Source organism: Nocardioides sp. GCM10027114, from assembly GCF_042659625.1.
Lineage (GTDB): Bacteria > Actinomycetota > Actinomycetes > Propionibacteriales > Nocardioidaceae > Nocardioides.
In genome coordinates this window covers 306,800-330,644 of the sequence record NZ_JBHSSS010000029.1, presented here as the reverse complement: position 1 = coordinate 330,644, position 23,845 = coordinate 306,800, and the positions used below count along the sequence as shown (strand labels likewise).

Sequence of the window (23,845 nt, the reverse complement as noted above, 5' to 3'; positions counted from 1 at the left end):
AGCAGGAGCGCGCCGAGCGTGGCAACGAGGGCCGCGCGGCGAAGGAACCTGGATGCGCGGTGGAGTTGGGGACCCACGAACAGGCCTCTCTCTTCGGCGATCACAGTCGTGAACTTTATCGGAACCGTCCACAACTCACGCGTCAGGGGCACCCGCTAGGTTCGGGCCGTGAGCAAAGCCATGGACGGCGCCCCGGGCGGTGCCCCGGACGGCGCCGAGCAGGGCCCCGGCCGGCCGGCCGCCACCTACCTCGACGCGGCCTCCTCCGAGCCGCTCCACCCCGCGGCCCGGGACACCCTCCTGGCCGCCCTCGAGCAGGGGTACGCCGACCCGCGGCGGCTGCACCGGTCGGCCCGGTCGGCGCGGCTGCTGCTCGACAACGCCCGGGCCGTCGTGGCCGAGTGCCTCGAGGTCCGCCCGGACGAGGTGACGTTCACGACATCCGGCACCGAGGCGGTCCACCGCGGCCTGCTCGGGCTGCTCCTCGCCCGCTCCCGCGCCGGCCGCGGGGTGGTGCACTCGGCGGTCGAGCACTCCGCCGTCCTCCACGCCGCCCGCTGGGCGGCCGACACGGGCGCCGCCGACGAGGTCGTCGGCACCCCCGTCGACCCCTCCGGTCGGGTCCGTGTCGAGGAGCTGGTCGCCGCGGCGCGCCGCCCGGGCACGGCGGTGGTGGCGCTGCAGTCCGCCAACCACGAGGTCGGCACGCTCCAGCCGGTCGAGGAGGTCGCCGCCGGGATCGGCGACGTGCCGCTCCTCGTCGACGCCTGCACGGGCGCCGGGCGGGTCCCGCTGCCGAACGGCTGGGCGGCCGCGGCGGCGTCGGCCCACAAGTGGGGCGGCCCCGCCGGCGTCGGCGTGCTCCTGGTCCGCAAGGGCACCCGCTTCCGCAACCCCCTCCCCACCGACGACCGCGTCGACGAGCGGACCTCCGGCTTCGAGAACGTCCCGGGCGCCCTGGCCGCCGCTGCGGCGCTGCAGGCGGTGGTCGCCGACCGGGACGAGGTGGCGCGCCGCCAGCGCGCGCTCGTGGACCGGATCCGGGCGGCCGCGGCACGGATCCCCGACGTCGAGGTCGTCGGCGACCCCGTCGACCGGCTCCCCCACCTCGTGACCTTCTCCTGCCTCTACGTCGACGGCGAGGCGCTCGTCACCGAGCTGGACCGGCGCGGCTTCGCGGTCGCGAGCGGCTCGGCGTGCACCGCCTCGACCCTCGAGCCGAGCCACGTGCTGGCGGCCATGGGGGCGCTGACCCACGGCAACGTCCGTGTCTCGCTGACCCGCGACACCACGGACGACGAGGTCGACGCCTTCCTCGCCGCGCTGCCCGAGGTGGTCGAGCAGATCCGGGCCGAGGTGGCCCGGTGACGGCCGGTCCCCTGCCCGAGCCGGCCCTCGAGCTCGACTGCCGCGGGATGCTCTGCCCCCGGCCGGTCATCGAGCTCAACCGCCACCTCGGCGACGTCGAGCCCGGCGAGGTCCTCGCCGTCGTGGCCACAGACGCGGCGGCCCGGGTGGACGTCCCGGCCTGGTGCCGCATGCGCGGCCACGAGTACGTCGGCGAGGACGCCGCCGCCGACGGCGTCCCGCGCTACCTCGTGCGCCGGGTCGACTGAGGCTGGGGTCTCAGCCCTCGCCGCCCGCGAGGTCCTCGATCGGCACCGACTCGTCCCCCAGCCGTGCCGGGTCGACCCGCCGGCCCACCAGCGCCCGCAGGTGGTCGGTGCTGTCCCACTCGTTGAGGTGCATGCCGGCGAGCACCCTCCCGTCGTCGTGCCACAGCGCGTAGCCGCTCAGCCCGTCGAGGTCGCCGCGCACGACGACGTGGTCCAGGTGGTCACCGGGCACGTGGCCGACGTACTCCATGCCGAGGTCGTACTGGTCGGTGAAGAAGTACGGCAGCCGGTCGTACGGCGCGTCCCCGCCGAGGAGCGTCCCGGCTGCGACCTTGCCCTGCTCGCGCGCGTTGTCCCAGTGCTCGACCCGGACCGGGGTGCGGAGGACGGGGTGGTCGTGGGCGGCGATGTCGCCGGCGGCGACGACGGCGGGGTCGGAGGTGCGCAGCGCCGCGTCGACGAGCACTCCCCCGTCGACCGCCAGCCCGGCGCGCTCGGCGAGCTCGAGCCGGGGTGCGGCACCGATCGCGACCACGACCAGGTCGGCCGGGACGCTGGAGCCGTCGGAGAGCCGCACGGCGGCCCGGTCGACGTCGTCGACGGAGGTGCCGGTGCGGAGGTCGACGCCGTGGCGCCGGTGCAGTCCGGCGAACACGCCGGCCACCCGGTCGCCCAGGACCCCGCGGAGCGGCTGCTCCTGCGGCTCGACCACGACCACCTCACAGTCGGCGGCCCGGGCGGCCGCGGCGACCTCGAGGCCGATCCAGCCGCCGCCGACGACCACGAGGCGGGTGCCGGGGGTGAGCTGCTCCCGCAGCCGGGCGGAGTCGTCCCGGGTGCGCAGCCGCAGGACCCGGGCACCGCTGCCCTCGGCGACCGGGAGCCGGCGCGGCTCAGACCCGGTGGCCAGCAGCAGCCGGTCGTAGCCGACCTCGCCGTCGCCGGTCTCCACGACCCGCCGACCGAGGTCGAGGCCGGTCACGAGCCGGCCGGTCCGCACGTCGATCCGCTGCTCGTCCCACCACCCCGCGTCGTGGAGGCCGGTGGCGTCGGGCTCCTTCTCCCCGAGCAGGACCGACTTGGACAGCGGTGGCCGGTCGTAGGGCAGGTGCGGCTCGGCGCCGAGGACGGTGAGGTCACCGTCGTAGCCGCGGGAGCGGAGCTCCTCCGCGGCGGCGGCACCGGCCAGGCCGGCACCGACGATCACGATCCTGTGGGGCCCGCCCGGGCTGTCCGGGAGGCTGCTGGACTCGGTCATGCCCCCACGATGCCCGACGACCGGTCGGGCCGGGCCTGTTCAGGCCCGTTCAGGCCCTCACGAGCGAAGTGTGCGCAGGTGCGGCGCGAGCTCGGCGGCCGCCTCCGCGCCGTACGCCGCCTCGCACCGCTCCAGGAACGCCTCCCGGGACAGGGTGTACTCCTGGGTGCCGACCTGCTCCACGACGTAGACCGCCAGCAGGCAGCCGAGCTGGGCGGCGCGCTCGAGGCCCAGCCCCCAGCTCAGCGCCGCGAGGAAGCCGGCGCGGAAGGCGTCGCCGACGCCCGTGGGCTCGACCTTCTCGATCTCGGGGACGGCGGCGACCTCCACGGTGGGCTCGCCGCGACGCACCACCCGGACGCCCTCGGCGCCCATGGTGACCACCCAGGTGCCGACGCGCTCGAGCACGTCCTCCTCGGTCCAGCCGGTCTTCTGGGTGATGAGGGCCGCCTCGTACTCGTTGGAGAAGAGGATGTCCGCCCCGCCGACGAGGGCCCGGATGAGCTTGCCGTCACCGAAGGCGAGCTGCTGGGAGGGGTCGGCCACGAAGCGGTAGCCGCGCTGGCGGCACTCGTCGGTGTGGCGCAGCATCGCCTCGGGGTCGTTGGGGGCCACGAGCACGTAGTCGGGCTCGCCCACCCGGTCGGCGATCGGCTTGAGCTCGATCTCGCGCGCCTCGTGCATCGCGCCGGCGTAGAAGGAGGCGATCTGCGCCATGGAGGAGTCGTTGGTGCACACGAAGCGGGCGGTGTGCCGGGTCGCGGACACGTGCACCCCGGTGCAGTTGACGCGGTGCCGCTCCAGCCAGGCGCGGTACTCGACGAAGTCCTCCCCCACGGCGCCGACCAGCACCGGCTCGAGGCCGAGGTTGCCGAGGCCGAAGCAGATGTTGGCGGCGCAGCCGCCGCGCCGGACCTCGAGGTCCTCGACGAGGAACGAGACCGACAGCTTGTCAAGCTGGTCGACCACCAGCGAGTCGGAGAACCGGCCCGGGAACGACATCAGGTGGTCGGTGGCGATCGAACCCGTGATGAGCAGCGACATGGTTCGGCACCCTACTCGCGGCGCCCTCCGCGGGCGGAAACGGCGACGCGCGGAGGCTACCGACGCGTAGCGGTAGGAGTACCCACAGGTAGCCACTAGCGTCCGAGCCATGACCTCCGAGCACCGCGTCGCCTACGACGAGATGTCCCACCAGGCGCAGCTGCGCGCCGACTGCGAGGCCGTGAGCCGCAACCTCGGCCTGGACCTCACCCCGTCCTCCCGCCTCGAACGGGCCGCCCGCGCTGCGGTCGAGGGCGAGGCCCCGTCGCTGCACTTCGAGGACTTCCCGCGCGAGGTCCACAAGCGCGACATCACCGTCAGCGACGCCGCCGCCCGGATCGCCAACGCGCTGCACCTGCACCTGGACTGATCAGGGACCGACCGGCGCCCCGCCGGCACTGACCCGCTCCGGGACCGGGACACCGAGGAACCCACCCCCGGAGACGACGAAGCCCCCGCCACCGGCGGGGGCTTCGTGCTGTTCAGCTCTGCTGGCGCCTCAGTGGAACGAGTCGCCGCAGGCGCAGGACCCGGTCGCGTTGGGGTTGTCGATCGTGAAGCCCTGCTTCTCGATGCTGTCGACGAAGTCGATCATGGCGCCGTTGAGGTAGGGGACGCTCATCCGGTCGACCACGACGGTGACGCCGTCGAAGTCGGTCGTCACGTCGCCATCGAGGGTGCGCTCGTCGAAGAACAGCTGGTAGCGCAGGCCCGAGCAGCCGCCCGGCTGCACGGAGATGCGGAGCTGGAGGTCGTCACGACCCTCCTGCTCGAGGAGGCTCTTCACCTTGGCTGCGGCCACCGCGCTGAGGTTGATCTGGTCGGTACGACGCTCTTCGGTGGTCTCGACCTGCTCGGTCATGTGGCTGGCTCCCAGGGTCGGTACGGGCGTGTCACTGCGTCAATGGTCGCACACGTGGCGATATTCCCCACGGTGATGTGGGCCGCTCCGGTCACCGCGACCACGTGCGCGCCACACGGGCCGCGACGTCGGCCAGCGCACCGGCCGGATCGGCGAAGGCGCGCTCCTCCCCGACCGCGTCGACCAGGGAGTACGCCGCCTCGATGCCCAGGGCGCGCATCTCGCGGGATCCGACGTGGACCTGACCGGCGATGGCGACGCAGGGGCGCAGGACCTCGGCGGCCACCTCGGCGACGCCGTACGGGACCTTCCCGGAGCGGCTGGAGAAGTCGAAGGCTCCCTCGCCGGTGACGACCAGGTCCGCGCGGGCCGCCCGCCTGGCGAGCCCCACCTTCTCGGCGACCAGCGCGATGCCGGGCTCCCGGGTGCCGCCGAGCAGCAGGACGGCGAAGCCGAGGCCCCCGGCGGCGCCGGCGCCCGGCTCGAGCCGCACCTTGCGGCCTCGGTGGCCGGCGGCCCCGGCGAAGGCCTCCAGGATGCCGTCGACCGCGGGCAGCCGCGCCTCGGGGATGCCCTTCTGCGGGCCGTAGGTCTTGGCCGCGCCGAAGAGCCCGGTGAGCGGGTTGTCCACGTCGGTCGCGGCGACCAGCCGGACGTCGTCGAGGAACTCGACCGCGGGCGCCAGGTCGAGCGACCCGATGCCGTCGAGGGGGGCCACCCCGCCGTCGAGCCGCCGGTCCCCGAAGCAGCCCAGCGCCGCGAGGAGCCCGGCACCGCCGTCGGTCGTGCCGCTGCCGCCGAGGCCGACCACGACCGTGGCCGCGCCCTCGTCGACCGCGGCGCGGACCGCCTCGCCGACGCCGTAGGTGCTCGCGGCCTCGGGCTGCCGCCCCCTGGTCAGGTGGAGCCCGCAGGCCTGGGCCGCCTCGACGTAGGCGGTGGTCCCGGACAGCAGCACGGTCGCCGGAACGGGGTCGCCGAGCGGCCCGCGCACGGTGACGCCGAGCAGCCGACCTCCCACGGCCGCGTGCAGCACGTCGACGAAGCCGGGGCCGCCGTCGGACATGGGCGCGAGCTCGAGCTCGTCGTCGGGGCACTGCCGCGCCCACCCGGCCGCGATCGCGTCTGCGGCCTGGACGGCGGTGAGGGTGCCGGCGAACTTGTCGGGCGCCACGAGGATGCGCATGCGGGGCATTCTCGGGCATCCCGCGCGACGCCCTACGGTGACCCCGTGAGCGACGTCACCATCCGCCCGATGCGCCCCGAGGACGTGCCCGTGGCTGAGCGCCTCAGCGCCGAGGGGTTCCACGAGCTCGACAGCCGACTCGCCCGCCGGTCGTGGCCGGAGCCGGAGCTGCGCTCCCCCGAGCGGGGCCGGGCGTGGGTGGCCCGCACCGAGCACTTCCTCGCCACCGACCCGGGCGGTTGCTGGGTCGCCGAGGACGGCGCCGACATGGTCGGCTTCGCGACGTCGTACACCCGCGAGCTGATGTGGATCCTCGCGACGTACGCCGTCCGCCCGGTCGCGCAGGGGCAGGGCATCGGCACCGCGCTGCTCGCGGCCGCGCTGCACCACGGCCGCGGCTGCCTGCGCGGCATGCTCGCGGCCTCGGCGGACCCCCGGGCGGCGCGGGTCTACCGCCGAGCAGGGTTCACGCTGCACCCGCAGATGTTCCTGACGGGCACGGTCGACCGGGCCGCGATCCCGGTGCTGGAGAAGGTCCGCGAGGGCTCGGCCGGCGACATCGACCTGATGGACTCGGTCGACCGCGGCACCCGGGGCGCCGCCCACGGCGCCGACCACGAGGTCATGCTGCGGCTGTGGCGGCTGATCGTGTCGGACACGACCACCGGGTCCGGCTACGCCTACGTCGACGCGGGCGGTCGGGTGCAGCTGCTGGCGGCGACCAACCGGCGCACCGCGACCCGGCTGCTGTGGGAGGCGCTGGCCTCCTCGGACGGCCCGACGTCGGTCGACCACGTCACCGCGGCGAACGAGTGGGCGGTCGACGTGGGCATGGCGGCGCGCCTCGACCTGCACCAGGAGGGGTACCTCGCGCTGCGCGAGATGCGGCCGCCGGCGCCGTACCTGCACCACGGTGCGTTCCTCTGACTCATCGGGCGCCTCCTAGGATGGGGCCCATGACCACCGTCGACCTGCCCCTCCTGCCCCTCGGCAAGGGGAAGGACCCGTCCTCCGAGCGTGGCGTCGAGTGCCCCGGCGACCTGCCGCCCGCCTCCGACCCCGACCTCGTCGCGCGTGCCCGCGCGGCCAAGGAGGCGCTCGGCGACCGGCTGTTCGTGCTCGGCCACCACTACCAGCGCGACGAGGTCATCCAGTTCGCCGACGTCACCGGCGACTCGTTCAAGCTCGCCCGTGAGGCGGCCGCCCGGCCGGAGGCGGAGTTCATCGTCTTCTGCGGCGTGCACTTCATGGCCGAGTCCGCCGACATCCTCACCGGCCCGCACCAGCAGGTCGTGCTGCCCGACCTCGCCGCCGGCTGCTCGATGGCCGACATGGCCCGGCTCAACCAGGTCGAGGACGCCTGGGAGGCCCTGCAGGAGGCCGGCGTGGCCGACAGCGTCGTCCCGGTGACCTACATGAACTCCTCCGCCGACATCAAGGCGTTCTGCGGCCGCAACGGCGGCGTGGTCTGCACCTCGTCCAACGCCGAGGTCGCGCTGGAGTGGGCCTTCGAGCAGAAGGCCCACCTCGACGGCGGCGGCAAGGTGCTCTTCCTCCCCGACCAGCACCTCGGCCGCAACACCGCCGTGCTGCAGCTCGGCCTCTCGCTCGACGACTGCGTCGTGTGGAACCCGCTCCTGCCCGACGGCGGCCTCACCGCCGAGGAGCTTCGTGACGCGAAGATGATCCTCTGGAAGGGCCACTGCTCGGTCCACGGTCGCTTCTCCGCCGACGTGGTCGACGAGCTGCGCGCCCAGCACCCCGGCATCCAGATCCTCGTCCACCCCGAGTGCACGCACGACGTGGTCCTCAAGGCCGACCTGATCGGCTCGACCGAGTTCATCATCAAGACCATCGAGGCGGCCCCGGCCGGCTCGAGCTGGGCGATCGGCACCGAGCTCAACCTCGTGAAACGGCTCGCGGCCGCCCACCCGGACAAGCACATCGCGTTCCTCGACCGCACGGTCTGCTACTGCTCGACGATGAACCGGATCGACCTCCCCCACCTGGTGTGGGCGCTGGAGTCGCTGGTCGAGGGCACGGTGGTCAACCGGATCGAGGTCGACCCGGTGACCGAGGAGCAGGCCAAGGTGGCGCTGCAGCGGATGCTGGACCTGCCGGGGCGCTCGGCGCGCGACTGACCCCTTCAGGAGCGGGGTGCCGCGGCCTCGCCGCGGGCCAGCTCGATGACCTCGTCGATCATCGACCGCATCCGCTCGGCGCTGCGGCCCGCCCGCTCGATCAGCCCCAAGACCTCCTCGGGGAGGTCCCGCTGGGCTCCGCTGGCCTCGTCGCGCGCCAGCTCCAGCGACATCGAGATCGCGGCGAGGGGGTTCTTGAGGTCGTGGCTCACCTGCGACACGAAGCCGGCCAGCCGCTCGGCGGCCAGCGCGACCTCCTTGCGGGAGAGCTCCAGCTCGCGACGGGTCAGCTCGAGCTCGAGCACGTCGACCACCCGGGCCGCCAGGGAGGCCAGCGCCCGCGCACCGGCCTCGTCGAGCTCGTAGGGCTCCTCGTCGTAGACGCAGAGCCGGCCGATCGTGGTCCCGTCGGGGGTCACGAGGGGGTGCGAGGCGTAGAACCGCACCCGACCCAGCGGGCCGACGACGAACGGGTTGTCCCGGAACCGCTCGTCGGCACTGGCATCGGCGACCACGACCGTCGACGGCTGGGACAGCACCGCGTTGCACATGGAGTCCTCGCGGCGGCAGATCCTCGCGTCGAACCCGACCGCGGCGACCATGTGCTGCCGGTCGGCCGTCAGCAGGTTGATGCTGGCCATGGGCGCGGCGGTGACAAGGGCGGCGAGCTCGGTGAGCGCCTGGAGCGCCCGGCTGGGCGGCGCGCCCAGCACGTCGTAGTCGCGGAGGGCGGCGACCCGCCGGCTCTCGGTGCTCCCCTCGGTGCTCACAGTCCCGGAGCATCCCACAGGGCGAGCCACCGCTGCAGGTCCTTCTCCATCGGAAGCTCGCCCGCGAGGGCGTCGCGGACCGAGATCTCGGTGAGGTTGTCCCGCTGCCGGCCGGCGCGGGGCGCGAACGGGTAGAACGTCCCCTGCTTGTACAGGTAGACGAGCCCGACGCCCCCCTCGGACCCGCGGAAGGGCAGCAGCGAGCACAGCAGCCCCTCGCCGAACCCGTGCGCCTCGAGGGCGGTGTTGACGGCGTGCAGGTCCGTGCACAGGCCGGCGACGTCGGCGGCCTCGCGCTCGACGCTGATCCAGGTGAACCCGAACTCGTCGGTCGTGACCTCGACCTCGGGCGTGTCGGGGCTCGCCTCGATCAGCGCGACGACCTCGGCCTGGGTCTGGCGGAACGCCGCCCCGGCGGCAGCACGGAAGCAGACGGAGCCGCCGCCGGTCGGGGCCAGCCCCAGCGCCGTCTGCAGCGTGATGGCGGCGCTGGGCACGAGGAAGAGCGAGTCGAGGTTCGGGCGCACCGGCTTCCGACGGCCCAGGAGGGCGTCCCAGAGTCCCACCCGGTCACTCCATCGGGCGGCCGAGCTCGGCCTGGATCCGGGCGAGCTGCTCGAGGCGCTGCTCCAGGGACGGGTGGGTCGAGGTCAGCGTGCGCAGCGAGGCGCCCGAGACCGCCGGCGCGATGAAGAACGCGTTCATCGCCTTGGCCGAGCGCAGGTCGCGGTCGGGGATGGTCGAGATCTCGCCGCTGATCTTGCGCAGCGCCGAGGCGAGCGCGGCCGGCTTGAGCGTGAGGTAGGCGCCGGCCCGGTCGGCGCTGAGCTCGCGGTAGCGGCTGAGGAGCCGCAGCAGCAGGAAGCTGACGGCGTACACGACCAGGCTGACGGCCAGCGCGACCAGCAGGCCCGCGGCGCCCTCCTTGCTGCGGCGGCCCGAGAGGGCCCCGAACTGCGCGCCCCGGACCAGCATCCCGGCCACGATGCCCGACGAGGCCGCGACGGTCATCACCAGCACGTCGCGGTGGGCGACGTGGGACAGCTCGTGGGCGAGCACCGCCTCGAGCTCCTCCTGGGACAGCTTGCCGAGGATGCCGGTGGTCACGCAGACCACCGCGCGGTCGGGTGAGCGGCCGGTCGCGAACGCGTTCGGGATCGCCATGTCGGCCACTCCGACGCGCGGCTTGGGCATCTCCGCCAGGGCGCAGAGCCGGTCGATCATGCCGTGCAGCTCGGGCATCTCCTGCGGGCTGACCTCGCGGGCGCGCATGGCCCGCATCGCGACCTTGTCCGAGCTCCACCACTGGTAGACCGCGATGCCGATGCCGACCATGCCGATGATGGGCGCATAGCCGGAGAACGCGTACATCAGCGCGACGACGAGCGCCACGAACAGTGCCCCGAGCAGGAACATGACCGTGGTCATCCGGACCGTGAGTCCGGTGTCCTTGATGAAGCGGGAGCGGGCCACCGCGCCTCAGCCCGGGATCAGGCCCTCGCCGCCCAGCAGCGCGCGCACCTCGTCGAGGCTCGCGTCGGCGGGCGGGAGGATGAGGTCGGACTCGTCGAGGCTGTCCGCGTCATGGGGCACGCCGACCGTGCGGACCCCGTCGTGCAGCGCGTGCAGCGCCTGCGTGAAGGCCTCGACGTCCCCGGCGTCGACGGCCTTCTCGACCGCGTCGTCGAGATCGTTGAGCCGGTCGACGGCCTCGTCGGAGACGTCGTACTGACCCTCGCCGAGGATCCGGACGATCACGACGACTTCCCGCCCTCGGCGCGCTTCTCGGCCTGCGTCTCCGGCGCCTCCTCGAGGATGTCGTTGTCGCCCTGCTCGATCGCCTGCGGCTGGCCGCCGGACTTGAGGCGGGCCAGCTCGGCCTCGACGTCGGCGGTGGAGCTCATCGCGTCCAGCTCGCGGGAGATGTCGTCGCCGCCCCCGATCTGGCTGACGTCCTCGAGCGCGCCGGAGGCGATCAGCTCGTCGATGGCGCCGGCCCGGGCCTGCATCTGCGCCGTCTTGTCCTCGGCGCGCTGTATTGCGAGGCCGACGTCGCCCATCTCCTCGCCGATGCCCGACATCGCCTCGTTGATGCGGGTCTGGGCCTCGGCCGCGGTGTAGGTGGCCTTGATGGTCTCCTTGCGGGTGCGGAAGGACTCCACCTTGGCCTGCAGCCGCTGCTGGGCGAGGGTGAGCTTCTCCTCCTCACCCTGGAGCTGGGCGTGCTGCGTCCTGAGGTCGTTGATCTGGGTGGTCAGCCCCGACTTGCGGGTCAGCGCCTCGCGCGCGAGGTCCTCGCGGCCCATCGAGATGGCCTTCTCGGCCTGCCCCTGGAGCTTCGAGGACTGCTGCTCGAGCTGGTTGACCTGCAGCTCGACGCGCTTGCGGCTGGTGGCGACGTCGGCCACGCCGCGCCGCACCTTCGCGAGGAGGTCGAGCTGGCGCTGGTAGCTGTAGTCGAGCGTCTGGCGCGGATCCTCGGCGCGGTCGAGGGCCTGGTTGGCCTTGGACCGGAAGATCAGGCTGATGCGCTTCATGAGACTCATGGGGTTTCCGCCCCTCCTCGCACGTGGTTCCGTCGTTGGGATCACCCTAGGCCAGACACCAAGGTGGGGCGAGCGCCGAAGGACCGCTCCTCGGGCGCGCGTCGCCGGGCGGCCGCGGGTAGTGTGGGGACGTTCCTCGACCCGTCCCGCCCAGTCCTGAAGGTCCCCCGCGTTGTTCCGTCGCTCCAAGGCCGAGTCCGAGCCCATCTCCGACCAGTCCGTCTCCCACGAGAAGGCCCACGGCAAGGGTCGCCCTACCCCCAGCCGCAAGGAGGCCGAGGCCGCGGCCCGCGAGCGCGCCAAGCCGCCGCGGACCCGCCGGGAGATCGCCAAGGCCCAGCGCTCGGCGCGGATGGAGTCCAGCCAAAAGGTCCGCGCGGCCATGAAGTCCGGCGACGAGCGCTACTTCATGCCGCGCGACAAGGGGCCGGTCCGCCGGTTCGTGCGCGACTTCGTCGACAGCCGGATGTCGTTCATCGAGCTGATGATCCCGCTGCTGATCCTGACGATGGTCCTCGGTTACTCCGGCAACGCCCGGCTGGCCGGGATCGGCAACACAATCCTGCTCGGCACGATGATCCTGATCGTGGTCGACACCCTGGTCATGCGGTTCCGGCTGCGCCGCGAGCTGGCGCGCCGCTTCCCCGACGAGGACCTCAAGGGCACGACCTACTATGCCGTGATGCGCTCGCTGCAGATGAAGTTCATGCGACTGCCCAAGGCGCGCGTCAAGATCGGCCAGGAGCTCCCCGAGCACTACAAGTGAGCCGGCGATGAGCGGGCTGGCGCTCGGGCTGACCGCCGGCCTGCTCAGCGCGGTGCTCTTCGGCACCGGCGCCGTCGTCCAGGCCCACGCCGTACGGCGCCAGCAACGGTCGCCGGACCGGCTGGCCGGCTTCGTGGCCGTCGCCGTCCGCGACCCGTGGACGATGCTCGTCGTGGCGATGTACCTCGCCGGATTCGTGCTGCACGCGGTCGCGATCTGGTGGCTCCCGCTCTACCTCGCCCAGGCCACGATCTCGCTCTCGCTCCCGGTCACCGCGGTCACCTCGCTGCTGCTCCACGAGCGGCTCGGACCGGTGCACTGGTCGGCCCTGATCCTCGTCACGAGCGGTCTCGTGCTGCTGTCCCTGGGGGCGGGGAAGGCCGGAGCGGTCATCGTCACGCCGGCGTTCGCGCTGGCGCTGGCCGCGGGGGTCGTCGCCGTCGCGGCCGTCTCGCGCCTCGCGAGGGGCCTCGGCGGGAGCACGCTGGGGTTGCTGGCAGGGCTCGGCTACTCCGGCTCCGCGATCGCGGTGCGCGGCATCGACGCCGCCGTGGACCCGCTGGTGGCGGTCGCGGCGCTGGCGGTGCCGTCGTTCAGCATCGTGTCGTTCTGGATGTACTCGCTGGGCATGGACCGGTCGCCGGTCTCGTCGGTGACGGCCCCGCTGATCGTCACCCAGACGTTCGTCCCGGCCGCCGTCGGCGTGGCGCTGCTGGGCGACGGCGTGCGTGACGGCTGGTGGCCCCCGGTCGTCGCCGGACTGCTCCTGGCGACGACCGGGGCCCTGCTGCTCAGCCGTGACGACGGCCGCGCCCCCGGCGGCGGGGGCGGGGGCGCGAGCCTCAGAAGTCCCGGCGCCGCGGCGACCGGGTCTGGCCCGGGTCCCGCTCGACGACCGGCTCGAGCACCTCGTCGATCGCCTTCATCGCCGACCCCTCGAGGACCACACCGGCGGCCTTGACGTTCTCCGTCACCTGCTCCGGGCGGCTCGCGCCGATGATCGCGGCGCTGACGTTGCGGTTCTGGAGCACCCACGCGACGGCGAGCTGGGCGAGGCTCAGCCCGGCCTCGTCGGCGATCGGCCGCAGCTGCTGCACCCGCTCGAGGACGTCGTCGCGCATCCAGCGCGAGATCATGTCCGAGCCGCCCTTGCCGTCGGTGGCGCGCGACCCGGCGGGTGCCTGCTCCCCCGGGCGGTACTTGCCGGTGAGGACGCCCTGGGCGATCGGCGACCAGACGATCTGGCCGACGCCGAGCTCCTCGCTGGTCGGGACGACCTCGGCCTCGATGACCCGCCAGAGCATGGAGTACTGCGGCTGGTTGGAGACGAACGGGATCCGCAGCTCGCGGGCCAGCGCGTGCCCGCGGCGGATCTCGTCGGCCGTCCACTCCGAGACGCCGATGTAGTGCGCCTTGCCCACCCGCACGACGTCGGCGAAGGCCTCCATCGTCTCCTCGAGCGGCGTCTCGTAGTCGAAGCGGTGCGCCTGGTAGAGGTCGACGTAGTCGGTGCCGAGGCGGCGCAGCGAGCCGTCGATCGACTCCATGATGTGCTTGCGGGACAGGCCGTGGTCGTTGTGCTTGCCGGGGCCGGTCGGCCAGTAGACCTTGGTGAAGATCTCCAGCCCCTCGCGGCGCTCGCCGCTGAGAGCCCGTCCGAGCACCGACTCTGCCCGGGTGTTGGCGTAGACGTCGGCGGTGTCGAAGGTCGTGATGCCCTCGTCGAGTGCCTGACGCACGCACGCGACGGCGCCCTCCTCCTCCACCTGGGAGCCGTGGGTGAGCCAGTTGCCGTAGGCGATGGCCGAGATCTTCAGGCCGCTGCTGCCGAGGTTGCGAATCTCCATGGCCCGACCCTAGGACCAGGCGCCAACTGCCACCGGCCGGTCCTGACCACCGCGTCCGGCCACTACCCCTGCAACGCGGCCGGGCCTACCGTGAGCCATGCTGCCGGTCGAGGTCCGCGTCGAGGTCCGCGCGGTGCCGCCTCCCCCCAACGTGGTGAGGGCCTTCGCCCGCCGGGTGGCGGCCCACTGCCCGCCGGGGGCCCGCGTGCTCGAGGTCGGAGCGGGCGACCACCACTCCGACCCCCTGCGTCCGCTGCTGGCCCGCCGGCCGCACCTGGTGGCCGTGGACCCGGACCCCGCCGTCCTGCGCAACAGGTCCGCGGCGGAGTGCGTGGTGTCCGACGTCCAGGCGTACTCCGCGACCACGCCCGAGCCGTTCGACCTGGCGTTCGCGGTCTACGTCCTCGAGCACGTGGCCGACCCCCGGGGATTCGTCACGGCCTGCGCCTCGCTGCTGCGCCCCGGCGGGTCGTTCCTCGCGCTCACCGTCAACCAGCGGCACTACTTCGGCGCCACCACCTGGGCCCTGTCCCGGCTACGGCTGGAGGAGCAGGTGCTCCAGCGCCTGGGCGGGCACGACGGCCACCTGCACCACCACCACTTCCGGACGGAGTACCGCCTCAACTCCGTGCGGGCGCTCACGCGGGCGGCACAGGCCGCAGGGTTCGAGACCCTCGAGGTGGTCTGCTTCGACGCCACGGCGAACTACGCGTGGTACCTCCCTCGGGGCACCCGCTGGGTGGCGCCGCTGTGGACCCGCGCGGTGTACGCCGCCGGCACCCCTTCGCTGATGGGCCACCTGAGCGTGCGGATGGTGCGCTGAGCGACCATCGCGCGGGGGCTGCTCAGGCGTCGTAGTCGAGGACGACCTTCGCCGACGTTGGGTGCGACTGGCAGGTCAGCACGTAGCCCTTCTCGATCTCGTCCGGCTCGAGGGCGTAGTTGGCGTCCATCTGGACCGTCCCCTCGACGAGCTTCGCCCGGCAGGTGCCGCAGACGCCGCCCTTGCACGCGAACGGCAGGTCGGCGCGCTCGCGCAACGCCGCCTCGAGCACCGAGACGTCGTCGGGCCGGAGCGTGAGGTCGGTGCCGCGTCCGTCGAGGCGGATGGTCACTGACGCGGCACCCTCGGCGCCGTCGGCGAGAGCCGCCACGGGGGCCCGGGGCACCGGGTCGGCGTGGAAGAGCTCGGTGTGCACCCGGGTCGCGCCGGCGTCGGTCAGCACCCCGCGGAGGTCCTCGACCATCTGCTGCGGCCCGCAGAGGAACCAGTCGTCGACGTCCTCGGGCGGCAGGAACGCCTCGAGGATGCCGGTGAACCGCTTGGCGTCGAGGCGGCCCGAGAGCAGCTCGACGTCCTGCGTCTCACGGGACAGCACGTGGAGGACCTGGAAGCGCTCGGGGAAGCGGTCCTTGAGGTCGTGCACCTCGTCGAGGAACATCACCGACCGGCTGGTCCGGTTGGCGTAGACCAGCGTCACGAAGGACCCCGGCTCCCCCTCCAGGATCGCGGCGACGATCGAGAGCACGGGGGTGATCCCGGACCCGGCGGCGACCGCCGCGTAGCGCCGGACCGCGGTGGGGTCCAGCTCGGTGGTGAACCGGCCCGCAGGGGTGGACACCTCGAGCTCGTCGCCGACCCGCAGCCGGTCGACGACGCCCTCGCTGAAGGCGCCGCCCGCAAGCCGCTTCACCCCGATCCGCAGGACCCCGCTCGACGGCGGCGTGCAGATGGAGTAGCTGCGACGCACGTCGTCGCCGCCGCGGATGTTGAGGTGCTGCCCGTGGACGAACGCGTAGTCCTCGCGCAGCTCGTCGGGGACGTCGAAGGTGATCGCCACCGCGTCGTCGGTCAGCTCGTCGATCGCGGCGACCCTGAGCGGGTGGAACACCGCGTGGCGCGGCCTCTGGGAATCAGGCATCAGAGCGGCTTGAAGTGGTCGAAGGGCTCGCGGCAGGCGTTGCAGACCCACAGCGACTTGCAGGCGGTCGAGCCGAAACGGCTGGACTCGCGGGTGTCCGGGCTGCCGCACTGCGGGCACCGGACCGTCAGCCGCAGCGGCACCGGCCCGTCGGCCGGGGGCCGGGGCCCCGGCGGCGCGACGCCGTACGCCTCGAGCTTGGCGCGGGCCTCGTCGGTCAGCCAGTCGGTGGTCCACGCCGGCGACAGCACGAACTCGACCTCGACCTCCGGGTAGCCGGCCCCGGTGAGCGCCGCGACGACGTCCTGCCGGATGGTCTCCATGGCGGGGCAGCCGGAGTACGTCGGGGTGATGCGCACCAGCACGCTCCCGTCGCGCTCGACGACCTCGCGCAGGATGCCGAGGTCCTCGATCGTCACGACCGGGAGCTCGGGGTCGGGCACCCGCGCGGCGACCTCCCAGGCGCGGCTGTGAACCGTGCTGGTCGAGGTCGTCGAGATGGCCGTCATCGTCGTCACCACGTCGCCCCCGGGTGGGACCGGGTGAGGTGCTGCATCTCGGCGAGCAGGTAGCCGAGGTGCTCGGTGTGGAGGCCCTGCCGGCCGCCGCCCACCGCCGGCCGCACCTCGGGCACGTCGAGCGTCGCCTCCGCGACGACGGGCCGCAGCCGGGCGAGCACCGGCTCGCGCAGTCCGGAGGGGTCCACCGCCACGCCCGCCTCGACGAGCGTGGGGTCGACGAACGAGCCGTCGAACAGCTCGTCGAGCCAGGGCCACTCGTCGTCGAGGGCCGCCTGCATGCGGGCGTGGGACTCGTCGGTGCCGTCGCCGAGCCGGACGACCCACTGCCGGGCGTGGTCGAGGTGGTAGGCGACCTCCTTGACGGCCTTGCCGGCGATCCCCGCCAGCGTCTCGTCGGTGCTGCGGGCCAGCCGCGTGTAGAGCTCGAGCTGCCAGGCGGCGACCAGGAGGAGCCGCGCCATGGCGACCCCGAAGTCCGTCTGCGGCCGCTCGACCAGCTTGACGTTGCGGAAGTCGCGCTCGTCGCGCCAGTAGGCCAGGTCGTCCTCGCCGCGGCCCGCCCCCTCGAGCGCACCGGCGTGCGAGAGCAGCGACCGGGCCTGGCCGAGCTGGTCGAGGCCGATGTTGGCCAGCGCCACGTCCTCCTCGAGCTGCGGCGCGCGGCTGATCCACCAGCCCAGCCGCTGCGCGTGGACCAGCGCGTCGTCGGCGAGCGCGAGGACGTAGTCGAAGTGGCCGTGCGGGGCGGCGTCCGTGCTCACAGGTGCTCGACCCCCTCCGGCACGTCGTAGAACGTCGGGTGGCGGTAGATCTTGTCGGCCGCGGGGTCGAAGAACGCGTCGCGCTCCTCGGGGCTGCTCGCGGTCACCTCGGACGAGCGCACCACCCAGATCGAGACGCCCTCCTGGCGCCGGGTGTAGAGGTCGCGGGCGTTGCGCAGCGCCATCTCGGCGTCCGGCGCGTGCAGCGACCCGGCGTGTACGTGCGAGAGCCCGCGGCGCGAGCGCACGAACACCTCCCACAGCGGCCAGTCCCTCATGCGGCACCTCCTCGTGCGTCGGCCTCCCGGGCCGCCTGCTTGGCGGCGTACGCCGAGGCGGCCTCGCGGACCCAGGCGCCGTCCTCGTGGGCGCGGACCCGGTGGGCCATGCGCTCGCCGTTGCAGGGGCCGTTGCCCTTGATGACCTCGAAGAGCTCGGTGAAGTCGACGGCGCCGAAGTCGTAGTGGCCGCGCTCGTCGTTCCACCGGATCTCCGGGTCGGGCAGGGTCAGGCCGAGCGCCTCGGCCTGCGGCACCGTCATGTCGACGAAGCGCTGCCGCAGGTCGTCGTTGGAGAAGCGCTTGATGCCCCACGCCATCGACTGGGCGGAGTTCGGGGAGTCGTCGTCAGGAGGGCCGAACATCATCAGCGACGGCCACCAGTAGCGGTCGACGGCGTCCTGCGCCATCGCCTTCTGCTCCGGGGTGCCGTGGCTGAGGGTGTGCAGGATCTCGAAGCCCTGCCGCTGGTGGAAGGACTCCTCCTTGCACACGCGGACCATCGCGCGGGCGTAGGGGCCGTAGGAGCAGCGGCACAGCGGCACCTGGTTGACGATCGCCGCGCCGTCGACCAGCCAGCCGATCGCGCCGACGTCGGCCCAGGTCAGCGTCGGGTAGTTGAAGATCGAGGAGTACTTCTGCCGTCCGGAGTGCAGCTGGTCGAGCAGGTCGGCCCGGTCGGCGCCGAGCGTCTCGGCGGCGGCGTACAGGTAGAGGCCGTGACCGGCCTCGTCCTGGACCTTGGCCATGAGGATCGCCTTGCGCCGCAGGCTGGGGGCGCGGCTGATCCAGTTGCCCTCGGGCTGCATGCCGATGATCTCGGAGTGGGCGTGCTGGGCGATCTGGCGGATGAGGGTCTTGCGGTAGCCCTCGGGCATCTCGTCGCGCGGCTCGACGCGCCCGTCGGCGTCGATCACCGCCTGGAAGGCGTCGGGAGTCCCCTCGGGGCCCTGCGCGGAGGGCTGCCCGGGGGCGGCGTCGGTGCCGAAGTCGTTGCCGTACACACCTCGACGATAGCACCGTTGTTACAGCATCGCGCAGTCTTGGCACTGCGATGTAACAGAATCGCGGCTGACAGGATGGTCGCATGACGACTCCGTCCGCCGACGTGTCGGTCCGGGTGGCCTGGTCCGAGGACGCCGACGCGCTGGCCGCGCTCCAGGTACGCACCTGGCAGGACCAGTACGCCGACGTCCTGCCCGCCGAGGCCATCCCCAGCGACCCGACCACGACGCTGGAGGCGTGGCGCCAGGTGCTCGGCCGCCCGCAGGACGCCCGGACCCGCGTCCTGGTGGCCCTCGAGCACAACCGGGTCGTCGGCTACGCCATCACCGCGCCCGCCGCCGACCCCGACTGCGACCCGGTGGCCGACGGCGAGCTCATGGACCTGACGGTCGACCCGGCCGAGCGGGGCCGCGGGCACGGCTCCCGCCTGCTCCAGGCCGCCGTGGACACGATGCAGGCCGACCGGTTCACGCGCGCGCTGCTGTGGGCGGTGGCGTCCGACGACCGGCTCCGCCGGTTCCTGACCGACGCCGGCTGGGCAGCGGACCAGGCTCACCGCGAGCTCGACCTCGACGGCGAGGGCACGACCACGGTGAAGCAGGTCCGGCTGCACACGGCCATCGCCTAGGTCGGGCACGACGACCCGGGCGACATTCATCCGGTCGCGTGAAATTTCCGTGCGTTCCCTTGAAAACGGCCCGCGAGGGGCCAGTATGGAGAACTGCCGGCGGTTTGTGACGGACGACTCATCGGGACACGTCGGCGAAAGGAGTGACGGTGCTGGCTCCGCTTCCACGCCTGTACCGGTGGCTGGTCCTCGCGGTGCTCCTCCTCGGCAGCCTCGGCGCCGGGGTGTGGCTCGCCCAGACCTACACCTTCCCGTTCGGCGGCCTGCTGATCGGCAGCCTGGCCGGCCTCGCGCTCGGCTTCGCCGCGCTGCACGACTTCCAGCGGCGCGGCACCGCCCGCCGACACCCGTGAGTCGGCACCCCTGACGGGAGATACCGTCCGGGGGTGACCGCCCCTCCCCTGCCGCTCGCCGAGCGTCGGGGCATCCTGCGCGACAGCCTCGGCATCGGCGTGGCCACCGGCGCCTACGGCCTGTCGTTCGGCGCGGTCGCCGTGGCCTCCGGCCTCGGCGTCGCGCAGGCCTGCGCGCTGTCGCTGCTGATGTTCACCGGGGCGTCCCAGTTCGCCTTCGTCGGGGTGGTCGCGGCGGGCGGCGGCGCGCCGTCCGCGGTCGGCACCGCCCTGCTGCTCGGCACCCGCAACACGCTCTACGGGCTCCGCCTGGCCCCGCTGCTCGACTGGCGGGGCCAGCGGCGTGCCGCGGCGGCCCAGCTGGTCATCGACGAGTCCACGGCGATGGCCGTCGGCCGCTCGGACACCGCCGCCGCCCGGCTCGGTTTCCTCGGCACGGGACTGGCCGTCTTCGTGCTGTGGAACGCCGCGACGCTCGCCGGCGCCCTCGCGGGCCGCGCGATCGGCGACCCCCGCGCCTTCGGCCTCGACGCCGCCGTCGGTGCGGCCTTCCTGGCGCTGCTCTGGCCCCGTCTGGCCCACCGGCAGGGGCGTCGTACGGCGGCCGTGGCAGCCCTGGTCGCCCTCGCCCTGGTGCCGGTCACCGCGGCCGGGGTGCCGGTGCTGGCCGCCGGCGGCGTCGCGCTGCTCGCGGGGGTGCTGGCCCGCCCGGCTTCCCGCAGGGGGCAGCCATGACCGCCGGCACGCTCTGGGTGGCGGTGCTCGTGGCCGGGGCGGGCTGCTACCTGCTCAAGCTCGCCGGCCTCTCGGTGCCACCACGCGTCCTCGACCACCCGGTCGTCGCCCGGGTCGCCGACCTGATCCCTGCCGCGCTGCTCGCCGCCCTTGTAGCGGTCCAGGTGCTGGCCACCGAGGGCGGCCTCGCGGTCGACGCCCGGGTGGGCGGCATCGCCGTCGCGGCGGGCCTGCTCGTGCTGCGGGCGCCGTTCCTCGTCGTGGTGGCGGGCGCCGCACTGACCGCGGCCCTGCTCCGCCTCGTGTGAGACGGAGCAGGGCCGCGGTCGAGGCGACGGCGGTCAGCCGCTGGCGCCCTCCGGGACGACACCCAGGAGTCGCTGAACCTCGGCCGCCGTGGTGGCCCTCTCGAGCTCGGCCACCCGGTCTGTGTCGGTGAACACCTGGGCGATCTTGCCCAGCAGCGGCAGGTGGTCCTTGCCGGCGCCGGCGATGCCGACGACGAACTTGACCGGCTTCCCACCCCAGTCCATCCCGTCGGGGTAGCGGACGAAGGACAGCGCGGTGCGGTTCACCGTGTCCTTGGCCTCGTTGGTGCCGTGCGGGATCGCCAGCAGGTTGCCCATGGCGGTCGAGACCGACTGCTCCCGCTCGTGCATGGCCGTGACGTACGCCGCTGACACGGCACCGCTGGCCACCAGCAGGTCCCCGGCCTCGTCGATGGCGGAGCCGCGGTCGGCGGCGCGACCGTCGAGCACGATCGCGGAGGCCGGGAGGAGCTCCTCCCCCGTGGGCCCGGCCTCGGCCGGCTCGGCGGCCGCAGCCGCACCGGCCCCACCGGCACCACCGGCGTTACGCTCGTTGACCAGCTCGACGATCTCGTCGTACGCCGGAGTCGACATGAAGTCGTCCACGGAGACGTGGATGGCGTCGCCCGCGCTCCGCTTCGCCCGGTCGGTGAGGTCGCGGTGCGTCACGATCAGGTCGTGGTCGGCACGCAGGTTGGCCACCGCGAGGTTCACCACGGTCACGTCGGCGTGGCCGGCGTCGTGCACCTTGCGGCGCAGGATCGAGGCACCCATCGCCGAGGAGCCCATGCCCGCGTCGCACGCGAACACGATGTCGCGGATCGCACCGCCACCGGACCGGCCGGTCAGCAGGCCCGAGGCGACCGACGAGCGGCCCTTCATGCCCTCCATCGTCGAGGTGGCGCCGGCGAGGTCGCCCTCGTCCTCGGAACGGTCGAGCCGCAGCAGCACGGCGCCGACGAGGAACGAGGCGAGCGCGGCACCGAACACGCCGATGCTGACGCTGAGGAAGCTGCCGGCCGGGGTCTGCGCGTAGACCGCGATGATCGAGCCGGGGGCGGCCGGGGCGCGCAGGCCGGAGTCGAGCAGCACGTTGAGGAAGACACCGGTCATGCCGCCGGCCATCACAGCGAGGATCATCTTCGGCTTCATCAGCACGTACGGGAAGTAGATCTCGTGGATGCCGCCGAAGAAGTGGATGATCGCCGCACCCGGCGCCGACGCCCGGGCGACGCCACGGCCGAAGAGGCTGTAGGCGAGCAGCAGGCCGAGACCGGGGCCGGGGTTGGCCTCGAGGAGGAACAGGATCGACTTGCCCTCGGCGGCGGCCTCGGTGATCCCCAGCGGGGTGAGCACGCCGTGGTTGATGGCGTTGTTCAGGAACATCACCTTGGCGGGCTCGATGAACAGCGACGTGAGCGGCAGCAGGCCGTTGTCCACCAGGAACTCCACCGCGGAGCCCAGCCAGTCGGTCAGCCGCAGCAGCACCGGCGCCAGCAGGAACATGCCGGCGATGGCCATCACAGCGGCCGCGATGCCCGCGGAGAAGTTGTTGACCAGCATCTCGAAGCCGGGCCGGATCTTGTGGTGCCACAGCGAGTCGAGGCGCTTCATGACGTAGGCGCTGAGCGGGCCCATGATCATGGCGCCGAGGAACATCGGCGCGGCCGGCTCCTCGCCGATGAAGACGGGGTCGCTGGTCGCCATGATGACGCCCATCACCGACACGGCGCCCACGACGCCGCCTCGGACGTCGTAGATGATCTTGCCGCCGGTGTAGGCGATCAGGATCGGCAGCAGGTAGAAGATCGTGGGGCCGACCATGGTCGCGATCTCCTCGTTCGGGGTCCACCCGACCGGGATGAAGAACGCGGTGACGATTCCCCAGGCGATGATCGCGCCGATGTTCGGCATGATCATGTTGGACAGGAACGTCCCGAATCTCTGGACGTGCACCCGGGCCCCCACTCGAGGCTCTGACGTCGTGGTGGCCATCTCTCCCTCTCTCCGGCAACCGATCCGTGCGGTGAGCACGGTCACATCGTGTGCTCCAGTAAACCTCACGTTCGAAGGCAATGCAACACATTCGGAAGTCTTTTTCTGCCCGTTAGTGTGGCTTTGAGCCCGGACTTCGCTTACGGTGGAGTCATCGCCGACCCCCGTCGGCTCCTGTGAGACCACCGCCCTGGAGGAGAGACCATGAAGGCCCTGCGCTTCTACGCACCGGAGGACGTCCGCCTCGAGGACGTGCCCGAGCCCACCTGCGGCCCGGACGAGATCAAGCTGAGGGTGCGGAACTGCTCCACATGCGGGACCGACGTCAAGATCCTCTACAACGGCCACCAGAACCTCACCCCGCCGCGGACCATCGGCCACGAGATCGCCGGGGAGGTCGTCGAGGTGGGCGCCGACGTCAACGCGACGTACGGCGGCGACTGGAAGGTCGGCGACCGGGCGCAGGTCATCGCCGCCGTGCCCTGTGGCGACTGCCACGAGTGCCGCAAGGGCTGGATGGCGGTCTGCCAGAACCAGACCTCGGTCGGCTACCAGTACGACGGCGGCTTCGCGGAGTACATGATCGTCCCGAAGCAGGTGCTCAAGGTCGACGGCCTCAACCGGATCCCCGACAACGTCGGCTACGACGAGGCCTCTGCCGCCGAGCCCTTCGCCTGCGCGATCAACGCCCAGGAGCTGCTCGGCATCGAGGAGGGCGACAGCGTCGTCGTCTTCGGCGCCGGTCCCATCGGCTGCATGCACATCCGGATCGCGCGCGGCGTCCACAAGGCGGGCCCCATCTACCTCGTCGACGTCAACGCCGACCGGCTCAAGATGTCCGCCGACGCCGTCCAACCCGACGAGACGATCAACGGCTCCGAGGTCGACGTGGTGGAGCGGGTCATGGAGCTCACCGGCGGCCGGGGTGCGGACGTGATCATCACCGCCACCGCGGCGAACGTCACCCAGGAGCAGGCCATCTCGATGGCGGCCCGCAACGGCCGGATCTCCTTCTTCGGCGGCCTGCCCAAGACCGACCCGTTCATCAAGTGCGACTCGAACGTCGTGCACTACCGCCAGCTGCACATCCACGGCGCCAACGGCTCCGCGCCGGAGCACAACAAGCGGGCACTGGAGTACATCTCCACCGGTCAGGTCCCCGTCAAGGACCTCATCACCGAGCACATCCCGCTGGAGCGGGTCCTCGACGCCTTCCAGATCGTCAAGAACGGCGAGGCGATCAAGGTGACGGTCGAGCCCTGACCGGGGCCCTGCCGAGCCCTGGTCGAGCCCTGGTCGAGCC

At 72.8% G+C, this 23,845-nt stretch carries 29 protein-coding genes; 13 read left to right on the top strand and 16 right to left on the bottom strand.

Going from position 1 to position 23,845, the window contains the following annotated elements; all coding sequences use genetic code 11:
- Nucleotides 1-168 precede the first annotated feature (168 nt).
- Nucleotides 169-1,368 carry a cysteine desulfurase family protein gene (locus ACFP2E_RS18405; protein ID WP_378524198.1) on the top strand — a complete coding sequence of 400 codons (1,200 nt, stop codon included), beginning with the start codon at nucleotides 169-171 and terminating at the stop codon, nucleotides 1,366-1,368.
- Nucleotides 1,365-1,616, top strand: coding sequence for a sulfurtransferase TusA family protein (locus tag ACFP2E_RS18400; protein WP_378524199.1), 252 nt, complete (start codon nucleotides 1,365-1,367; stop codon nucleotides 1,614-1,616). Before ACFP2E_RS18405 ends, ACFP2E_RS18400 begins: the two co-directional genes overlap by 4 nt.
- 10 nt (nucleotides 1,617-1,626) lie before the next feature.
- Here ACFP2E_RS18400 and ACFP2E_RS18395 read toward each other — a convergent pair whose 3' ends face one another.
- Together ACFP2E_RS18395 and ACFP2E_RS18390 are read right to left on the bottom strand one after the other, a co-directional pair.
- Nucleotides 1,627-2,874, bottom strand: coding sequence for an NAD(P)/FAD-dependent oxidoreductase (locus ACFP2E_RS18395; RefSeq protein WP_378524200.1), 1,248 nt, complete (start codon nucleotides 2,872-2,874; stop codon nucleotides 1,627-1,629).
- Between the two features lie 57 nt (nucleotides 2,875-2,931).
- Nucleotides 2,932-3,918: a carbohydrate kinase family protein gene (locus ACFP2E_RS18390; RefSeq protein WP_378524201.1), complete on the bottom strand. Its 987-nt coding sequence runs from the start codon at nucleotides 3,916-3,918 to the stop codon at nucleotides 2,932-2,934.
- 109 nt (nucleotides 3,919-4,027) lie between these two features.
- Here ACFP2E_RS18390 and ACFP2E_RS18385 point away from each other — a divergent pair, with 109 nt between their 5' ends.
- A complete protein-coding gene (locus ACFP2E_RS18385; RefSeq protein WP_378524202.1) occupies nucleotides 4,028-4,288 on the top strand; it encodes a hypothetical protein in 261 nt (86 codons plus the stop codon).
- Nucleotides 4,289-4,417: 129 nt separating this feature from the next.
- Here ACFP2E_RS18385 and erpA read toward each other — a convergent pair whose 3' ends face one another.
- Both erpA and ACFP2E_RS18375 read right to left on the bottom strand, forming a co-directional pair.
- Entirely contained in the window at nucleotides 4,418-4,780 is a 363-nt protein-coding gene (erpA, locus tag ACFP2E_RS18380) for an iron-sulfur cluster insertion protein ErpA (protein WP_378524203.1), read from the bottom strand.
- A 91-nt stretch (nucleotides 4,781-4,871) separates the two neighbouring features.
- Nucleotides 4,872-5,966, bottom strand: coding sequence for a glycerate kinase (locus ACFP2E_RS18375; protein WP_378524204.1), 1,095 nt, complete (start codon nucleotides 5,964-5,966; stop codon nucleotides 4,872-4,874).
- Between the two features lie 45 nt (nucleotides 5,967-6,011).
- On the opposite strand from ACFP2E_RS18375, the gene ACFP2E_RS18370 reads away from it, so the two are divergent.
- On the top strand, nucleotides 6,012-6,893 hold the full coding sequence (locus ACFP2E_RS18370; protein ID WP_378524205.1) for a GNAT family N-acetyltransferase: 882 nt from the start codon (nucleotides 6,012-6,014) through the stop codon (nucleotides 6,891-6,893).
- Between the two features lie 29 nt (nucleotides 6,894-6,922).
- A complete protein-coding gene (gene nadA / locus ACFP2E_RS18365) occupies nucleotides 6,923-8,107 on the top strand; it encodes a quinolinate synthase NadA (protein ID WP_378524206.1) in 1,185 nt (394 codons plus the stop codon).
- A 5-nt stretch (nucleotides 8,108-8,112) separates the two neighbouring features.
- On the opposite strand, the gene ACFP2E_RS18360 is transcribed toward nadA, so the two are convergent.
- Genes ACFP2E_RS18360 through ACFP2E_RS18340 form a run of 5 tightly spaced genes read right to left on the bottom strand, consistent with a single transcriptional unit; the run spans nucleotide 8,113 to nucleotide 11,423 of the window.
- Nucleotides 8,113-8,877 (bottom strand): histidine kinase dimerization/phospho-acceptor domain-containing protein, encoded by a 765-nt coding sequence (locus tag ACFP2E_RS18360; RefSeq protein ID WP_378524207.1) that lies wholly within the window; start codon nucleotides 8,875-8,877, stop codon nucleotides 8,113-8,115.
- Complete coding sequence (locus tag ACFP2E_RS18355; protein ID WP_378524208.1) at nucleotides 8,874-9,443, bottom strand: hypothetical protein; 570 nt, start codon at nucleotides 9,441-9,443, stop codon at nucleotides 8,874-8,876. The genes ACFP2E_RS18360 and ACFP2E_RS18355 overlap by 4 nt, the downstream gene beginning before the upstream one ends.
- A 4-nt stretch (nucleotides 9,444-9,447) precedes the next feature.
- A complete protein-coding gene (htpX, locus tag ACFP2E_RS18350; protein ID WP_378524209.1) occupies nucleotides 9,448-10,350 on the bottom strand; it encodes a zinc metalloprotease HtpX in 903 nt (300 codons plus the stop codon).
- A 6-nt stretch (nucleotides 10,351-10,356) separates the two neighbouring features.
- The gene (locus tag ACFP2E_RS18345; protein ID WP_378524210.1) at nucleotides 10,357-10,635 is read right to left on the bottom strand and encodes a hypothetical protein; all 279 of its coding nucleotides are present in this window, start codon (nucleotides 10,633-10,635) and stop codon (nucleotides 10,357-10,359) included.
- Complete coding sequence (locus tag ACFP2E_RS18340) at nucleotides 10,632-11,423, bottom strand: PspA/IM30 family protein (protein WP_378524211.1); 792 nt, start codon at nucleotides 11,421-11,423, stop codon at nucleotides 10,632-10,634. Before ACFP2E_RS18340 ends, ACFP2E_RS18345 begins: the two co-directional genes overlap by 4 nt.
- A 172-nt stretch (nucleotides 11,424-11,595) precedes the next feature.
- Between ACFP2E_RS18340 and ACFP2E_RS18335 the strand changes: the two genes are divergently transcribed.
- A complete protein-coding gene (locus tag ACFP2E_RS18335; protein WP_378524212.1) occupies nucleotides 11,596-12,189 on the top strand; it encodes a DUF3043 domain-containing protein in 594 nt (197 codons plus the stop codon).
- A 7-nt stretch (nucleotides 12,190-12,196) separates the two neighbouring features.
- Nucleotides 12,197-13,150 (top strand): hypothetical protein, encoded by a 954-nt coding sequence (locus ACFP2E_RS18330; RefSeq protein WP_378524213.1) that lies wholly within the window; start codon nucleotides 12,197-12,199, stop codon nucleotides 13,148-13,150.
- On the opposite strand, the gene ACFP2E_RS18325 is transcribed toward ACFP2E_RS18330, so the two are convergent.
- Nucleotides 13,032-14,036: an aldo/keto reductase family protein gene (locus tag ACFP2E_RS18325; protein ID WP_378524214.1), complete on the bottom strand. Its 1,005-nt coding sequence runs from the start codon at nucleotides 14,034-14,036 to the stop codon at nucleotides 13,032-13,034. The two genes, ACFP2E_RS18330 and ACFP2E_RS18325, sit on opposite strands and share 119 nt — an antisense overlap.
- A gap of 97 nt (nucleotides 14,037-14,133) precedes the next feature.
- Here ACFP2E_RS18325 and ACFP2E_RS18320 point away from each other — a divergent pair, with 97 nt between their 5' ends.
- On the top strand, nucleotides 14,134-14,859 hold the full coding sequence (locus tag ACFP2E_RS18320) for a class I SAM-dependent methyltransferase (protein ID WP_378524215.1): 726 nt from the start codon (nucleotides 14,134-14,136) through the stop codon (nucleotides 14,857-14,859).
- Between the two features lie 22 nt (nucleotides 14,860-14,881).
- Here the strand turns inward: ACFP2E_RS18320 and paaE are convergent, their stop codons facing one another.
- Genes paaE through paaA form a run of 5 tightly spaced genes read right to left on the bottom strand, consistent with a single transcriptional unit; the run spans nucleotide 14,882 to nucleotide 18,522 of the window.
- On the bottom strand, nucleotides 14,882-15,958 hold the full coding sequence (gene paaE / locus ACFP2E_RS18315; protein ID WP_378524216.1) for a 1,2-phenylacetyl-CoA epoxidase subunit PaaE: 1,077 nt from the start codon (nucleotides 15,956-15,958) through the stop codon (nucleotides 14,882-14,884).
- Entirely contained in the window at nucleotides 15,958-16,467 is a 510-nt protein-coding gene (paaD, locus tag ACFP2E_RS18310) for a 1,2-phenylacetyl-CoA epoxidase subunit PaaD (RefSeq protein ID WP_378524217.1), read from the bottom strand. Before paaD ends, paaE begins: the two co-directional genes overlap by 1 nt.
- A gap of 5 nt (nucleotides 16,468-16,472) precedes the next feature.
- Entirely contained in the window at nucleotides 16,473-17,240 is a 768-nt protein-coding gene (gene paaC, locus ACFP2E_RS18305) for a 1,2-phenylacetyl-CoA epoxidase subunit PaaC (protein WP_378524218.1), read from the bottom strand.
- Nucleotides 17,237-17,518 (bottom strand): 1,2-phenylacetyl-CoA epoxidase subunit PaaB, encoded by a 282-nt coding sequence (gene paaB, locus ACFP2E_RS18300; protein WP_378524219.1) that lies wholly within the window; start codon nucleotides 17,516-17,518, stop codon nucleotides 17,237-17,239. The genes paaC and paaB overlap by 4 nt, the downstream gene beginning before the upstream one ends.
- On the bottom strand, nucleotides 17,515-18,522 hold the full coding sequence (paaA, locus tag ACFP2E_RS18295) for a 1,2-phenylacetyl-CoA epoxidase subunit PaaA (protein ID WP_378524220.1): 1,008 nt from the start codon (nucleotides 18,520-18,522) through the stop codon (nucleotides 17,515-17,517). Before paaA ends, paaB begins: the two co-directional genes overlap by 4 nt.
- Nucleotides 18,523-18,605: 83 nt before the next feature.
- Here paaA and ACFP2E_RS18290 point away from each other — a divergent pair, with 83 nt between their 5' ends.
- The 4 genes from ACFP2E_RS18290 to ACFP2E_RS18275 all read left to right on the top strand — a co-directional run bounded on the left by ACFP2E_RS18290 (nucleotide 18,606) and on the right by ACFP2E_RS18275 (nucleotide 20,547).
- Nucleotides 18,606-19,151, top strand: coding sequence for a GNAT family N-acetyltransferase (locus tag ACFP2E_RS18290; protein ID WP_378524221.1), 546 nt, complete (start codon nucleotides 18,606-18,608; stop codon nucleotides 19,149-19,151).
- A gap of 149 nt (nucleotides 19,152-19,300) precedes the next feature.
- Entirely contained in the window at nucleotides 19,301-19,504 is a 204-nt protein-coding gene (locus tag ACFP2E_RS18285) for a hypothetical protein (RefSeq protein WP_378524222.1), read from the top strand.
- Between the two features lie 33 nt (nucleotides 19,505-19,537).
- Entirely contained in the window at nucleotides 19,538-20,239 is a 702-nt protein-coding gene (locus ACFP2E_RS18280) for an AzlC family ABC transporter permease (RefSeq protein ID WP_378524223.1), read from the top strand.
- Nucleotides 20,236-20,547: an AzlD domain-containing protein gene (locus ACFP2E_RS18275; protein WP_378524224.1), complete on the top strand. Its 312-nt coding sequence runs from the start codon at nucleotides 20,236-20,238 to the stop codon at nucleotides 20,545-20,547. Before ACFP2E_RS18280 ends, ACFP2E_RS18275 begins: the two co-directional genes overlap by 4 nt.
- A 33-nt stretch (nucleotides 20,548-20,580) precedes the next feature.
- On the opposite strand, the gene ACFP2E_RS18270 is transcribed toward ACFP2E_RS18275, so the two are convergent.
- Nucleotides 20,581-22,503, bottom strand: coding sequence for a PTS mannitol transporter subunit IICBA (locus ACFP2E_RS18270; RefSeq protein WP_378524225.1), 1,923 nt, complete (start codon nucleotides 22,501-22,503; stop codon nucleotides 20,581-20,583).
- Between the two features lie 243 nt (nucleotides 22,504-22,746).
- On the opposite strand from ACFP2E_RS18270, the gene ACFP2E_RS18265 reads away from it, so the two are divergent.
- Nucleotides 22,747-23,805 carry a zinc-dependent dehydrogenase gene (locus ACFP2E_RS18265; protein WP_378524226.1) on the top strand — a complete coding sequence of 353 codons (1,059 nt, stop codon included), beginning with the start codon at nucleotides 22,747-22,749 and terminating at the stop codon, nucleotides 23,803-23,805.
- Nucleotides 23,806-23,845 lie beyond the last annotated feature (40 nt).

What these genes read in the sequence shown, in the direction of transcription:
- ACFP2E_RS18340 (WP_378524211.1), bottom strand. Translation starts at nt 11,423, where the DNA reads ATGAGTCTCATGAAGCGCATCAGCCTGATCTTCCGGTCCAAGGCCAAC.
- ACFP2E_RS18390 (WP_378524201.1), bottom strand. Translation starts at nt 3,918, where the DNA reads ATGTCGCTGCTCATCACGGGTTCGATCGCCACCGACCACCTGATGTCG.
- ACFP2E_RS18375 (WP_378524204.1), bottom strand. Translation starts at nt 5,966, where the DNA reads ATGCGCATCCTCGTGGCGCCCGACAAGTTCGCCGGCACCCTCACCGCC.
- ACFP2E_RS18395 (WP_378524200.1), bottom strand. Translation starts at nt 2,874, where the DNA reads ATGACCGAGTCCAGCAGCCTCCCGGACAGCCCGGGCGGGCCCCACAGG.
- paaE (WP_378524216.1), bottom strand. Translation starts at nt 15,958, where the DNA reads ATGCCTGATTCCCAGAGGCCGCGCCACGCGGTGTTCCACCCGCTCAGG.
- paaD (WP_378524217.1), bottom strand. Translation starts at nt 16,467, where the DNA reads ATGACGGCCATCTCGACGACCTCGACCAGCACGGTTCACAGCCGCGCC.
- paaB (WP_378524219.1), bottom strand. Translation starts at nt 17,518, where the DNA reads ATGAGGGACTGGCCGCTGTGGGAGGTGTTCGTGCGCTCGCGCCGCGGG.
- erpA (WP_378524203.1), bottom strand. Translation starts at nt 4,780, where the DNA reads ATGACCGAGCAGGTCGAGACCACCGAAGAGCGTCGTACCGACCAGATC.
- ACFP2E_RS18265 (WP_378524226.1), top strand. Translation starts at nt 22,747, where the DNA reads ATGAAGGCCCTGCGCTTCTACGCACCGGAGGACGTCCGCCTCGAGGAC.
- ACFP2E_RS18325 (WP_378524214.1), bottom strand. Translation starts at nt 14,036, where the DNA reads ATGGAGATTCGCAACCTCGGCAGCAGCGGCCTGAAGATCTCGGCCATC.
- ACFP2E_RS18320 (WP_378524215.1), top strand. Translation starts at nt 14,134, where the DNA reads ATGCTGCCGGTCGAGGTCCGCGTCGAGGTCCGCGCGGTGCCGCCTCCC.
- ACFP2E_RS18385 (WP_378524202.1), top strand. Translation starts at nt 4,028, where the DNA reads ATGACCTCCGAGCACCGCGTCGCCTACGACGAGATGTCCCACCAGGCG.
- nadA (WP_378524206.1), top strand. Translation starts at nt 6,923, where the DNA reads ATGACCACCGTCGACCTGCCCCTCCTGCCCCTCGGCAAGGGGAAGGAC.
- ACFP2E_RS18330 (WP_378524213.1), top strand. Translation starts at nt 12,197, where the DNA reads ATGAGCGGGCTGGCGCTCGGGCTGACCGCCGGCCTGCTCAGCGCGGTG.
- ACFP2E_RS18290 (WP_378524221.1), top strand. Translation starts at nt 18,606, where the DNA reads ATGACGACTCCGTCCGCCGACGTGTCGGTCCGGGTGGCCTGGTCCGAG.
- ACFP2E_RS18275 (WP_378524224.1), top strand. Translation starts at nt 20,236, where the DNA reads ATGACCGCCGGCACGCTCTGGGTGGCGGTGCTCGTGGCCGGGGCGGGC.